Here is a 12,089-nt window from a genome sequence, read left to right as displayed (position 1 = left end):
TGCTCGATCGCCACGTCGTCGCCCCCGGCGTACGCGCACGCGGTGCACCCCACGAGCACAAGCCCCGCCAGCACCGCGCTGCGCCACCCCCGCCGACCGGCCTGCCGCGCCGACTCCATGCCCCTCGCCCCCTTGCCCGGCCGATCTCGAAGTGCAGCGCATCGGTACGCGCCTGATCGACCCGGAGGTAGCTTGGCAGAAAGTTTGAACACGTTCAATCACGGCCGCAGGCCTCGCGCCGGCCTACGCGTAGCGCTCGAACAGGGCGTGCAGGTACTCCTCGAGTCGGCTGCTCAGCAGGGCGGGGGTCAGATCCGCGCGGCCGACCTCCCGCCAGGGGACGGCCACCTTCTCCGCGTCCGGAGCGAACGCCAGGGCGTCGAGGACCCGCCAGTACAGGTGCGCCGCAGGCTGCTCGGCGAGGCTCCCGCCCGCGGCGAGGTATCGGTCGGCGAAGGTCATCCCCAGGGGGACGCCGTGCAGCAGGGACAGCGCCGTCGAGCAGTGCGCCACGTCGAGGTCGGCCGGCCCCCACGAGGTCTCCACCCAGTCGACCACTCCACTGATCCGGGCCTCGTCCCCCTCGCCCTCGAAGAGCACGTTGCCCGGGTGGAAGTCCCGGTGCAGGAAGCAGGGCCGCAGAGCGGGCGGCTCCTGCCGGATGACGTCGACGGCCCGCTGCCAGAGCTCGGGCCGCGCCGTGTGCGGCGGGAGCGTCACCCGCTCCGGCGACGTCCACGCCTGCCAGGCCCGCGGCCGCTCCGCACGGGACACCTCGACCTGGTGGATGCGCACCAACTGCTCGGCCAGCAGCTCGACCCGGCGCTCGGCGTCCCGGTCGTCCAGGCGGACGCCTCCGGGCAGCAAGGACATCAGCAGGGACGGGTGGTCGCAGTGCATCGCGGTGGCGTCCACGTCCAGGAGCGTGGCCGCGGGCACGTCCGTCGCCCCGAGCAGGCGCAGGATCGCGGCTTCGCGGGACAGCAGGCCGTCCGCGTGCTCGACGAAGAACGGCTTCACGAACGACCGCAGCACCAAGTCCCGTCGGCCGCCCGGCCCTTCGACACGGAGCCTGCGCATCTCCGACGTCCAGCCGCCGCGCAGCCGCTCGGCGTCGGCGATCCGCTCCCCGTCCGCGAGACCCTTCTCCACCCATGCCCGCGTGGCGTCCCAGCCGTGCACTTCGGGATCGCCGTCGAGCCGTTCTCCGCCCCCAGTTGCGTTCATGAAGGAAGGCTATCGACACCCGGCCAACCCCGGGACCGGGCCACCTCGATCGCCCGCCCGGATCGCCGCCGCGCTCGCCACCAACCCTCCGAACACACCGACGTGCAAGACGAGTTGGCCCGGAGCGCCGCCCGCCGATCGGCGGAGGCCGATCGCAGAGCCGTCCCTGACCCCGCTCCGACCGCACCCCGCCCCGCCCGCGCGGTCGACCGGCACCGCAGACCCGATGCCCCGGAGCTCGTCGACGGCCGTGCAGTCGTGCCGCGCACTCGGCCGGCGGAGGGTGATCTCGCCCAGCGAGTCCAGCCGTCTGGCGTCGAACAGCGCGATCAGCCGGCTGCCGCCGGTGGTCTCGTCGCGGATGGGCCGGTACCGGTTGCCGGCCGGGTCCCGGACGGTGATCGCGCCCCAGCCTCCACCGCCTGGGCCGCCCACCGGGCATCGGTCCTGAAACAGCTGCCCTCTCACCGGAGTTGGACGGTGACGCGATACTCCTGCAGCAGCTCGACAATCGCGTCGAAGTAGGACTCGCCGCGGTGGTGCAGCACGTCTCCGGCGAGCGCACCGCGGGCGATCTCTGCGTCGTGCCAGACCAGGGTGAACGGCGGGACGACCTCGGGGCCGCCGCACAGGTAGTCCTGTACCGAGTCCAGGCAGCGCCCGTAGTTGGCCCCCGGCCCGAGCAGTGCCTCACCGAGTGCCAGCAGCACGCCCTTCCGATCGGTGGCGTGCCGCCCGTCGAGGTGGTACGTCCCGCCGCTGCGACCGGCCTGCGGGTCGTAGCGGCCGACATGCGTGAGGTCCAGCCACTCGGACCGGCCCTCGGCGTCAAACCCCGCCCACTGGTTGGGCGTTGAGGGGACGCCCTCGAACCAGACCTCCCGAACGGCGCGGGCGGCCCTGGGCGGCCGGTCGTACGGGTCCAGGCCACCCGTCACGATGACGTCGATCAGCGTGCCGCCGAACACGGACGGTCGGGCCGTGACGGTGCTCAGGTCGAGACGGCGGCCGGTCATCGTCCGGCCGTTGCGGTCCAGTGCACTCAGCCAGATCTCGCCGGCATCCCCGCCCGGGCCGCCGCGCAGCCGGTCCAGCAGCGGTTCCGCCGCTTCGCAGCCGAGCAACTGCACTGGCTCGTCGGGCAGTTCACGCCGCTCGCCGAACAGCCCGTCGATCGCCCGGCACTCCGCCACCGGCCCGAGAGGGTCCAGGGACTCCGCCCACACCTCGATCTCCACCGGCCCGGACGACGGCTTCCGGCCGTAGCATTCGCGATCCTCCCGCACGCCGGCGCCCAGCACGATGTCCACCCGCCCGGGTTCCCCGGGGGTGGGGCGGTGGGCCAGGACGGCCGTCTCCTCCAAGTCCCAGAACTGGACCGGCCCCCAGACCGCCGAATCCCCGGGCCTGATCGTCAGCCCCACTACGCCAAGCAACCGCACCGGTTCACCGTCGACCCCCGTCACGGCCCGCGCCAACGCGCTGTCGGCAGCACACCCGCGAAGCGTCAGCACCTCCCGCGGCAGCGGCGGCCGGTCCACGAACAGCCCCTCGACGTCCGCACACCGGGCCCACAACTCCTCGGGATCGCCGTCCTCGTCCTCCCGCACCACCAGGTACCGCACCGGGAACTCCCGCCCCCACGCCGCCACTTCCTCGCTCCGCACGCCTCTCCTCGCTGCTTCTCCAGGCCGACACCGATCGACCGCCCCCGAACAGTACCTACTCGCTCCCGACTCCCCCTCGCTCCCTGCCGAACGGCACAGGTACGGCCTGGCGAAGGTGCCGATCGGCAGCTGTCCCACCCGCCGGTCGCCCGGCCATGCTTGATCCATCAGCCGGAAGCGCTCCCCCAACGGGACCGCACCACACAGGAGTTACGACATGATCAGCAGTTCGGCGGGACGTTCCCGCATACTCGCCGCCGCGCTCGCCGCAACCACCCTGGGCGCGCTGGGCACGTTCGCCGCAGAACACGCCAACGCGGCTTCCCCCGGAACGGCGACCGTGAGCGGCTCCGTGCGGGTCTTCTACGTCTACTCCGCCCAGGACGAGATCCGCTTCACCTTCGACGCGCAGGCCGCCCCGTTCTCCCGCCCGCTGCCCGGCCGGCCGCAGGGCCTGCCGACCGATGCCCGAGGCACCGTCCGGATCTCCCACCGGGTGCCGTCGCAGAACCTCACCGTCACGGCGGACGCCGCGGTGGACTGTCTGGTCACCGGCGGCCGCAGCGCAACCCTGACCGCCGTCGTCACCAGGGCCGACCCGGAAGTCGCCGACTGGGTCGGCCGGCGCTACGGCTTCAGCGTCCTCGACGGCGGCCGGGGCGGCAACCACGACCGCGTCGGCTTCTCCTGGGGCGTCGGCGACCTCACCTTCGACGACCACGGCACCCCCATCCAGGCCCCGGTCGGCACCTGCATGGCCCCCGCCCCCTTCGCCCCGGTCACCGAGGGCGCACTCACCGTCCACCCCGCCGAACTCCCGCCCCAGTAAAGGACGTTCACTCCAACGACCGACACATCAGCCCTCCCCGAACCGACCCGACCACTCCCCACCCAACCGCCACACCGACCCCACCACAGCCCGCGCCGCCGACGGCGAAGCCGCCACCAGCCCCCGGACTCCGCAGCACCCTGCGGTCCTCACCCCACAGGCGCCCGCACCCGCGGTGCCAGTCGTTCCCCCGGCCCCAACTCCTCGCGCCAGTAACGGAATACCGCCCCCCGGACGATGCTCGGCCGGCCCGCCGCGATCAGCCCCTCGGCCGGGGCGGGGCCGCCCGCGTCGGCGGTGAAGGCGACCAGGACGGGCGGCACCGCACCGAGTTGGGCGCGGACGCGGTCCGTCTCGGCGGCCGTCGGGTCGCGGGTCGCGGAAGACCGGGTCCTGGAAGACGGCCGGACAGGAAGCCAACTCCGGTTCGTCGAAGCGCAGTTCGAGCAGGTGGTGGTAGCTCAGGTCATACCCCGCGCCCAGCACCAGGCACGACGGGTCCCAGGAGACCACGTCCCAGTCCCATCAGGAGCCCTCCGGAAGCCCGATCGCCACCCCTGCCGCGCCCGCTCAGCGGTCGAGCAGCGCGGTCAGGTACCGGTCGGCGTCCGCCGCCAGCTCCGCGCGGCGCGGCGGGTTCGCGTGGCCGGCGCCCGCCGTGCCGTTGAACAGCACGCCCTCGCACCAGCGCATCAGCCGCCGCGCGTCCGCGACCGGCTCCGCCGATCCGCACGCGCGCAGCAGCTGCACCGCCACCTCCTGGAAGCCCGCGCCCAACCGATCGTAGACGGAACGGAGTTCGGGCCTCCGGGCGGCCTCCAGCGCGAGCTCGATCCGGGCCACCGTCAGCGACCGGCCCGCCGTCAGGGCGTGATCCAGCCCGTTCGCGATCACGTCCACCAGCAGGCGCCGGGGCGTCCCGCTCTCCTCGCTCGGCCGGGTCAGCGCGTCGCCGACCAGGCTCGCCGACTCCACCTCGGCGATCCGCACCAACGCGACCTCCAACAGTGCGGAACGCGTCCGCGCCAGGTTCGACGTCGATCCCATCGGGAGCCCGGCCGCCTCGTCCACCGCCCGGTGCGTCAGGCCGCGCAGGCCGCGCTCCGCGATCACGGCGATGGCCGCATCGGCAATCCGGGTCGGTCGTGCCACAGTCATGCCCCCGATCATCGCGCGCCCCGGCCGCAACCCCCAAACCACGGCCCGCACACGCCCCGCCCCACGTCAGCAGCCCGCTGCCGCCGGCGGCCCGCTACCGTCAGCAGCGCGCTACCGTCGGCGGCATGAACGACGTCCGCCCGAGGCGCGCCCGGCCCCTGCCGCCAGGACCACCAGTCCCCTGCGCCGAGGTGTGGTACGCAGCGTACGGATCGAACATGCAGGCCCGCCGCCTCGCCCACTACATCGCCGGCGGCCGCCCGGCGGGCGCCAGCCGCACGTACCCGGGCTGCCGCGACCGCACGCTGCCCGGGCGAACGCTGCCCATCTTCCTTCCGGGCCTCCTCTACTTCGCCTTCGAATCCGCGACCTGGACGGGCGGCTCCGCGTTCTACGACCCCACCCGCGACGGCGACATGCCGGCCCGCGCGTACCTCCTCACCGCCCAGCAGTTCGCCGACATCGCCGCGCAGGAGATGTACCGCGACCCGGGCGCCGACCTCGACCTCACCCGCGTCCTGACCACCGGCCGCGACCGGTTCGGCCCGGGCCGCTACGAGACCCTGATCTGCCTCGGAACCATCGACGCCGTCCCCGTCCTCACCTTCACCGCCCCCTGGCCCCTCACCCACGCCGACCTCAACCCGCCCTCCCCCGCCTACCTCACCACCCTCGCCACCGGCCTCACCGAGTCCCACCACTGGTCCCCCACCCAATCCGCCACCTACCTCGCCACCCGCCCGGGCGCCACCCCCCACTGGACCCCCGAGACCGCCCTCCGAGCCATCCGCGAGGCCACCGGAACCTAGGCACCCCTCTCCGATCAGCCGAGGATCCCGGGCGTCGAATATGCGTTGACCGCTAAAGCCGCAGGCCGGAAGACTCAATCGCCGTGAACATGGGAATCTCCGGTTTCGAGCCGTCCTTCCTGGTCGGGATCGAGGCCGTTCGGCAGGCGCACGGATCACGTCTGGCCTCGCTCGCCGGCGGGCGGCTGACGGGATTCGCACTGGTGCGCTTCGTCGAGGACGGAGACTGGTTCGCCGACTGCCCGGTGGTACTGGACATCGACGGCCGCCAAGTGGAGATCTGCCACTCACAGTTGGACGCACTCTCGATCGGCTGGAACACGATCGACACCTCGGCTGCCATCACCGGGTGGGAGTGGTTCGAGCTCACGCCGCAGTGGTCTCACAGCGACGAACGCCTGGAGCCGTTCGTCGGCCAGGAACTGCGCGAGGTCGCGCTGCTCGAGTGGCGGCCGGCACGCCATGACCTGGCAACCGGAACGGTGGCGGTGGAGTTCGCCTTCGCCGAGGGCTGTCTGCGGATCGTCAACGGCCTCGACGAGAACCGCATCGAGATCGGCGCGGCCCCGCCGGGCTACGTCCGACACCGTCCGGTCCGCTGACTGCGGCCACGCACCGCTCCACGCAGCCAGCGAGACCGTCGTCACCACCCACCCACGCCCCACCCTTACTACATCCGTAGTACGCTCGGCCTCAGCACGTGGAACTACAGCTGTAGTCCAACTGGCCGATGGGAGTCCCACCATGTCTTCCTCCTCGCACTCCACCCCTGCCGCGCGCCCCGCGATCGTTCTCGGGGGCGGAATCGGCGGCCTCGCCGCCGCTCTCGCCCTGCACCGTCGCGGCTTCCCCGTCACCGTCCACGAGCGCGCCGCGAGCCTCGAACCGGTCGGAGCGGGGCTGGCGTTGGCGCCGAATGCGCTGCGGGCGCTGGACGTTCTCGGCGTCGGTGCGCGCCTGCGCGCCCTCGCGGTGCGGCACCCGGCTGTCGGCCTGCGGAAGCCGTCCGGGCGTTCGCTGGCGCGGACGGACTCCGACGCCGTGCAGCGGCACTTCGGCGAACCGGTGCTGGCGGTGGCGCGCGCCGAGCTGATCGCCGCGCTGCTGGAGGCCCTCCCGCCCGGCACCGTCCGCACCGGCTCGTCGGCGACGCTGCTCGACGCCGGGAACACGCTCGCACCGGCCCTGGTGGAGACCCCGGACGGCCGCCACGAGGCACGTCTCGTCGTCGCGGCCGACGGCATCCGCTCCGCCACCCGCACGCACCTGTTCCCGCACCACCCGGGGCCCCGCTACTCGGGGTTCACCACCTGGCGGACCGTCATCGACCACCCCGAGCACCCGCCCGCCGCCGTCGGCGAGATCTGGGGACGCGGCGCGCTCGCCGGCATCGTGCCGCTCGCCGCCGGGCGGGTGTACGTGTACGCGGCCGCCCTCGCCCCGGCGGGACAGCACGCGGACGACGGCGACGAGCACGCCGAAATGCTGCGCCGGTACGGCAGTTGGTGCTCCCCGCTGCCGGAACTGTTGCGGTGCGGCGAGCCCTCCCGAGTGCTGCGGAACGACGTGTGGGCGCTCACCGACCCGCTGCCCGCGTTCCACTGCGGCCGGGTCGCGCTGCTCGGCGACGCCGCGCACGCCATGTCGCCGTTCCAGGGCCAGGGCGCCTGCCAGGCCATCGAGGACGCGGTGGTCCTCGCCGCCGCCCTCCCCGACCCGGTCACCCCGTCCGCGGCCTCAAACCCTTCCGACCGGTCCGACCGGTCCGATCCGATCGAAGCCCTCTCCCGGTACTCCGCCGCCCGCCTCCCCCGCACCTCCCGGATCGTCGCCGGCTCGCACACCGTGGGCCGCCTGATCGCCGTCCGCTCCCGCCCGGGCGCCCTCCTCCGCGACAGCGCGCTCGCATTCGCCGGACGCCTGCCCGCCCGCATCCTGCTCGACCGCTCCGCCCCCACCTACACCTGGCAACCGCCCACCCTCCGTGAACCAACCGCCCGTTGACGACTCGTCGGCACACGTGCGATCTTGCCCTCCGGCCGGGGCGACCCGGCCAACCACCGAGGGGGACTCAGCATGTTCACGAACCGGAACACCAACCGCACCGAGCCGGCAGCGGAAACGGCGACGGCAACGAAGGAACAGGCGCACACGGGAGACACCGTCCGCCGCCGCGCCCTGCTGACCGGCGCGGTCGCGAGCGTCGCCGGGGCCGCCGTCGTCGCCTCCGCCTCCGATGCCGCCGCGGCCACCACCGGCGGGCCCGGCGACTGGTACAACGTCAAGGACTACGGCGCGACGGGCAACGGCACCACCGACGACACGGCGGCGGTGCAGAGCGCCCTCGACGCGGCCAAGCCGACCGGCGGCACGGTGTACTTCCCGGCCGGGAAGTACCGGGTGCTGCCGACCGCCACCGCTCCCGCGCTCACCGTCCCCGGCAACAACATCCGGCTGGTCGGCGCGGGCAACAAGGCGTCGACGCTGGTCAAGGACGGCGACGGCATCCTGCTGCGGATCTCCGGCGCCGGCTCGGACCCCACCGGCGCGACCCACCGGCGGTACTGCACCGTGGAGAGCCTCGGCTTCAACGGCAACGGCCGCACCGGCCTGGTGCTCGAGCTGTACTACAACGACAACACCGTCGTCCGGGACGTCTACATCACCAGCAACCTGGACACCTGCATCGACGGCGTCGAGCTCTGGGACTCGCGGTTCGTCAACCTGACGGTGGAGTCCAGCACCGGCACCGCCGCCGCCGCACGCCCCAACATGTGGCTGCGCAACGCCTCCGCGGCCTCCGGCTGGGGCTCCAGCACCGACAACACCAACCAGGTGCACCTGACGGGCTGCCGGTTCGAGGCGTTCGGCACCGGCGCGGTCTGGATTACCGCCGGCGCGATCACCACCAACAACCCCAACGGCATCCACCTGACCGACTGCAAGTTCGAGACCTCGCAGATGATCACCGGCCCGCATCTGAAGGTGGACACCTCCTCAAAGCACGTGCACGCCCGCGACATCTACTGCTACGCGGGCAACTTCGGCAGCGGCGGCTCGATCCAGAACATCATCACCTGGGCCGGTACCGCCTCCAGCCTGGAGAACGTGCTGATCGCCAACGGCTCGGTGGCGACGATCAATTCGGCCGTCACGGTGTACGCGGGCAAGGGCTCCACCGCCGTGCTGCGCAACGTGATCGGCCTGTACGGGACCGCCCCCGCCGGTGCGCACGTGTACTTCGAACCCAACGCCGACCCCGGCGACTACCGGATCGAGAACACCTACTCCAACAACGGCGCCCAGTTCAGCGGCACCGTGCCCGGCAGCAACGCCCCGAACCCGCCGCTGCGCATGGTCAACGGCCCGGTCTCCGACGCCTCGTTCAAGCGCACCCCGGCCGACGGCACCCTCGCCGTCGACACCGCCAACCGCCGCCTGTACGTCCGCATCGGCGGCACCTGGCAGTGGACCGCACTCAACTCCTGACCCGCCGACTCCTGACCGCCGACTCCTGACCCGCCAACTCGTGCCGCCACCAAGCGAGTTCACCAACTCGCCACCTCACCAGCACAGTTGATCAACTCCCGTCGACCACAACGCCGTTCGGCCCGCCCCCACCGAACACCTCCACGGCCGTCCGCACCAGCCCGGCCAGCGGGCGGGAGCGGGCGGCCGGGTCCCAGGCCAGCACGGTGGTGACGGGCGGGGCGTCGAGCACGGGGACGACGGCGACGCCGGGACGCAGTTGGCTGCGGGCCGACTCGGGCAGCACGGCGTGCATCCGGCCCAGCGCGACCAACTGACTGAGCTGGGTGGTGTCGCGGATCTCGGGGCCGGGCCCGTCGGGGTAGCTGCCGTCGCGGCGCGGGAAGCGCGGCGCGGGCAGATGGGGCAGCGCGGCGAGTTCGGCGAGTCGCAGCGCGGGGCGGGCGGCCAGCGGGTGACCGGCGGGAAGCAGTGCGACCCGGCCCTCGGTGTGCAGTTCCTCGCTGTCCAGGCCCTCGGTGGTGTCGAACGGCAGGTGCAGCAGCGCCGCGTCCACCGCGCCCTCGCGCAGCAGGCGCGACTGTTCGCCGAATCGGCACAGCCGCAGGTCCACCGGCACCGGGTCCGGCCGGGCGGCGTACGCGTCGAGCAGGGCGGCCAGCAGTTCGGTGGACGCGCCGGCCTTCGCGGCCAGCACCAGCCCGGGCGGCTGCCCGGCCCGCCGGGTGCGGGCCTCGGCCGCGGCAACAGCCGCCAGCACGGTGCGGCCCTCGCGCAGCAGCACGTGCCCCGAACCGGTGAGCGCGACGCCCCGACTGTCGCGTTCCAGCAGCACGGTGCCGAGCCGCCGTTCCAGCTGGGCGATCGCCCGCGACAGCGGCGGCTGCGCGATCCCGAGCCGCCGGGCCGCCCGCCCGAAGTGCAACTCCTCGGCCACGGCCACGAAGTAGCGCAGTTCCCTGGTCTCCACCGGCCCAGCCTAGACCGATACCCGCCGGGTATCGCCCCCGCACCCGATCGGTCTTTGCCGCCGCACCGGGCCGGGCCCGAGCATGGCGGCATGAACGAGAACACGAACGGACGGACCGTCGCGCTGGTGACCGGCGCGAACAAGGGCATCGGGTACGAAATCGCCGCCGGTCTGGGCGAGTTGGGCTGGCAGGTCGGCGTCGGCGCCCGCGACGCACAGCGTCGCGAGGACGCGGTGCGAACGCTGCGCGCCTGCGGCGTGGACGCCTTCGGAGTGCCGCTGGACGTCGCCGACGACGCCTCCGCGACGGCCGCCGCGAAGCTGCTGGAGGAGCGCTTCGGGCGGCTCGACGTGCTGGTCAACAATGCGGCGGTGGCAGGCAGTTGGAATCAGGAGCCGACCACCGTCGACCTGGAGCTGGTACGGCAGGTGGTGGACACCAACGTACTGGGGGTGATGCGGGTGACCAACGCCGTCCTGCCGCTGCTGCGCCGCTCGGCCGCGCCGCGGATCGTCAACATGTCCAGCGGCGTGGGCTCGTTGGCGTTGCAGTCCGACCGGGACGAGTTCGCGGGGCTGGTCTCGGCGGCGTACGCGCCGTCGAAGACCTTCCTGAACGCGGTGACGGTGCAGTACGCGAAGGCGTTGAGCGGCGACGGCATCCTGGTCAACCTGGCCTGTCCGGGCTTCTGCGACACCGACCTCAACGGCCACCGCGGCACCCGAACTCCCGCCCAGGGCGCGGTCATCGCGGTGCGGCTGGCCACCCTGCCCGCCGACGGTCCGACCGGCCGGTTCTTCAACGAGGACGGCCCGCTGCCCTGGTGACCCCGGCGACCCCGGTGACCCTGCCGACGCTGCCGACGCTGCCGACACTGCCGACCGAACGGCTCAAAGCTCCTCGGCCCACGGCGGGTTGGCCCCGGCCACCGCGACCGTCCGGGCCGCGACCCGCGCCGCGAACGCGCCGGCCTGCTCAAGGCCGGACATCGTCAGGGCGTCCAACCGCCCGCCCAGGAAGCCCTGTTCGGCGAGCGCGTGGAGCAGTCCGGCAGTGAACGAGTCGCCCGCGCCGACGGTGTCCACCACGGTGGTCGGCGGCGCGGGCACCCGGATCCGCCGGCCGTCCAGGGAGGCGAGCGCGCCGTGTTCGGCCAGGGTGATCACCACCAGCCGGGCGCCGGCCTCGTGCCAGTGGTCGCAGGCCTGTTCGGGCGTGGTGTCGGGCAGCAGCAGCGCGAGGTCGTCGGCGCTGAGGCGCAGGATGTCGGCGAGTGCGCACCAGCGGGCCAGCCGCCGCCGGTAGGCCGACGGATCGACCAGCAGGGGGCGGACGTTGGGGTCGATCGAGACGGTGGCGGTGGCCCGGACGTCGGCCAGCAGGTCCTCGATCCGGGGGCCGCCGGGTTCGCGCACCAGCGCCAGTGAGCCGGTGTGCACGCACACCGCGCCGTCGGCCCGGGCCGCCGCCAACTCGCCCTCCGTCCACTGCCAGTCGGCAGTGCGCTCGGCGTGGAACGAGTAGGAGGCGTGGCCGTCGCCGTCGAGCGCGGCGAGCGCCAGGGTGCTGGGCTCGGCGGCCCGGACGGCGCCCGTCAGGTCCACGCCGGAGTCGGCCAGGTGGGCGCGGAACAGGTCGCCGAACGGGTCGGTGGAGATCCGTCCGAGGAACCGTGTCGGCGTGCCCAGCCGGGCGAGCGCCACGGCGGTGTTCGCCGGGCCTCCGCCGGGCAGCACCCGCAGCGCCAACTCGCCGGGGCGCGCAGCGCCGCGCTCGACGAACGCGTCGGCGACGCACTCCCCGACCACGGTGATCGACCGACCTGCCATCGAAACCAGCCTCCCATCAGGGCGAACGCACCCCGAACGCACTCCGTACGCACCCGGGACGCACCCGGGGCGCACACCGGACGCACGCCGGACCGCCTCGGACTCCATCA

General features: G+C 73.3%; 11 protein-coding genes. 6 read left to right on the top strand and 5 right to left on the bottom strand.

Annotation, left to right across the window (positions count from 1 at the left end; translation table 11 throughout):
- Nucleotides 1-243: 243 nt before the first annotated feature.
- Together AMK19_RS32910 and AMK19_RS35700 are read right to left on the bottom strand one after the other, a co-directional pair.
- The gene (locus tag AMK19_RS32910; RefSeq protein WP_073819036.1) at nt 244-1,227 is read right to left on the bottom strand and encodes a phosphotransferase family protein; all 984 of its coding nucleotides are present in this window, start codon (nt 1,225-1,227) and stop codon (nt 244-246) included.
- A 464-nt stretch (nt 1,228-1,691) separates the two neighbouring features.
- On the bottom strand, nt 1,692-2,894 hold the full coding sequence (locus tag AMK19_RS35700) for a barstar family protein (protein ID WP_158071974.1): 1,203 nt from the start codon (nt 2,892-2,894) through the stop codon (nt 1,692-1,694).
- 217 nt (nt 2,895-3,111) lie between these two features.
- Between AMK19_RS35700 and AMK19_RS32895 the strand changes: the two genes are divergently transcribed.
- The gene (locus AMK19_RS32895) at nt 3,112-3,723 is read left to right on the top strand and encodes a hypothetical protein (RefSeq protein WP_143200531.1); all 612 of its coding nucleotides are present in this window, start codon (nt 3,112-3,114) and stop codon (nt 3,721-3,723) included.
- A gap of 570 nt (nt 3,724-4,293) precedes the next feature.
- Here the strand turns inward: AMK19_RS32895 and AMK19_RS32890 are convergent.
- Nucleotides 4,294-4,881 carry a TetR/AcrR family transcriptional regulator gene (locus tag AMK19_RS32890; RefSeq protein ID WP_073819032.1) on the bottom strand — a complete coding sequence of 196 codons (588 nt, stop codon included), beginning with the start codon at nt 4,879-4,881 and terminating at the stop codon, nt 4,294-4,296.
- A 218-nt stretch (nt 4,882-5,099) separates the two neighbouring features.
- Between AMK19_RS32890 and AMK19_RS32885 the strand changes: the two genes are divergently transcribed.
- The 4 genes from AMK19_RS32885 to AMK19_RS32870 all read left to right on the top strand — a co-directional run bounded on the left by AMK19_RS32885 (nt 5,100) and on the right by AMK19_RS32870 (nt 9,179).
- The gene (locus AMK19_RS32885) at nt 5,100-5,690 is read left to right on the top strand and encodes a histone deacetylase (protein WP_241844713.1); all 591 of its coding nucleotides are present in this window, start codon (nt 5,100-5,102) and stop codon (nt 5,688-5,690) included.
- An 89-nt stretch (nt 5,691-5,779) separates the two neighbouring features.
- Nucleotides 5,780-6,292 carry a hypothetical protein gene (locus AMK19_RS32880; protein WP_073819030.1) on the top strand — a complete coding sequence of 171 codons (513 nt, stop codon included), beginning with the start codon at nt 5,780-5,782 and terminating at the stop codon, nt 6,290-6,292.
- Between the two features lie 142 nt (nt 6,293-6,434).
- Nucleotides 6,435-7,694 carry an FAD-dependent monooxygenase gene (locus tag AMK19_RS32875; RefSeq protein WP_073819028.1) on the top strand — a complete coding sequence of 420 codons (1,260 nt, stop codon included), beginning with the start codon at nt 6,435-6,437 and terminating at the stop codon, nt 7,692-7,694.
- Between the two features lie 72 nt (nt 7,695-7,766).
- Complete coding sequence (locus AMK19_RS32870; protein WP_073819025.1) at nt 7,767-9,179, top strand: glycosyl hydrolase family 28-related protein; 1,413 nt, start codon at nt 7,767-7,769, stop codon at nt 9,177-9,179.
- A 91-nt stretch (nt 9,180-9,270) separates the two neighbouring features.
- Here AMK19_RS32870 and AMK19_RS32865 read toward each other — a convergent pair whose 3' ends face one another.
- Nucleotides 9,271-10,149, bottom strand: coding sequence for a LysR family transcriptional regulator (locus tag AMK19_RS32865; protein WP_073819022.1), 879 nt, complete (start codon nt 10,147-10,149; stop codon nt 9,271-9,273).
- Between the two features lie 90 nt (nt 10,150-10,239).
- On the opposite strand from AMK19_RS32865, the gene AMK19_RS32860 reads away from it, so the two are divergent.
- Nucleotides 10,240-10,977 (top strand): SDR family NAD(P)-dependent oxidoreductase, encoded by a 738-nt coding sequence (locus AMK19_RS32860; protein WP_073819020.1) that lies wholly within the window; start codon nt 10,240-10,242, stop codon nt 10,975-10,977.
- 63 nt (nt 10,978-11,040) lie between these two features.
- Here AMK19_RS32860 and AMK19_RS32855 read toward each other — a convergent pair whose 3' ends face one another.
- On the bottom strand, nt 11,041-11,979 hold the full coding sequence (locus tag AMK19_RS32855) for a carbohydrate kinase family protein (protein ID WP_073819018.1): 939 nt from the start codon (nt 11,977-11,979) through the stop codon (nt 11,041-11,043).
- Nucleotides 11,980-12,089: the final 110 nt, after the last annotated feature.

The sequence above is a fragment of the Kitasatospora sp. CB01950 genome (assembly GCF_001905465.1).
Classification (GTDB): Bacteria; Actinomycetota; Actinomycetes; order Streptomycetales; family Streptomycetaceae; genus Kitasatospora.
The sequence above is the reverse complement of the archived record's forward strand: the minus strand, read 5'-3'. Positions and strand labels throughout refer to the sequence as shown.

What these genes read in the sequence shown, in the direction of transcription:
- AMK19_RS32870 (WP_073819025.1), top strand. Translation starts at nt 7,767, where the DNA reads ATGTTCACGAACCGGAACACCAACCGCACCGAGCCGGCAGCGGAAACG.
- AMK19_RS32875 (WP_073819028.1), top strand. Translation starts at nt 6,435, where the DNA reads ATGTCTTCCTCCTCGCACTCCACCCCTGCCGCGCGCCCCGCGATCGTT.
- AMK19_RS32885 (WP_241844713.1), top strand. Translation starts at nt 5,100, where the DNA reads ATGCAGGCCCGCCGCCTCGCCCACTACATCGCCGGCGGCCGCCCGGCG.
- AMK19_RS32860 (WP_073819020.1), top strand. Translation starts at nt 10,240, where the DNA reads ATGAACGAGAACACGAACGGACGGACCGTCGCGCTGGTGACCGGCGCG.
- AMK19_RS32910 (WP_073819036.1), bottom strand. Translation starts at nt 1,227, where the DNA reads ATGAACGCAACTGGGGGCGGAGAACGGCTCGACGGCGATCCCGAAGTG.
- AMK19_RS32895 (WP_143200531.1), top strand. Translation starts at nt 3,112, where the DNA reads ATGATCAGCAGTTCGGCGGGACGTTCCCGCATACTCGCCGCCGCGCTC.
- AMK19_RS32890 (WP_073819032.1), bottom strand. Translation starts at nt 4,881, where the DNA reads ATGACTGTGGCACGACCGACCCGGATTGCCGATGCGGCCATCGCCGTG.
- AMK19_RS32880 (WP_073819030.1), top strand. Translation starts at nt 5,780, where the DNA reads ATGGGAATCTCCGGTTTCGAGCCGTCCTTCCTGGTCGGGATCGAGGCC.
- AMK19_RS32855 (WP_073819018.1), bottom strand. Translation starts at nt 11,979, where the DNA reads ATGGCAGGTCGGTCGATCACCGTGGTCGGGGAGTGCGTCGCCGACGCG.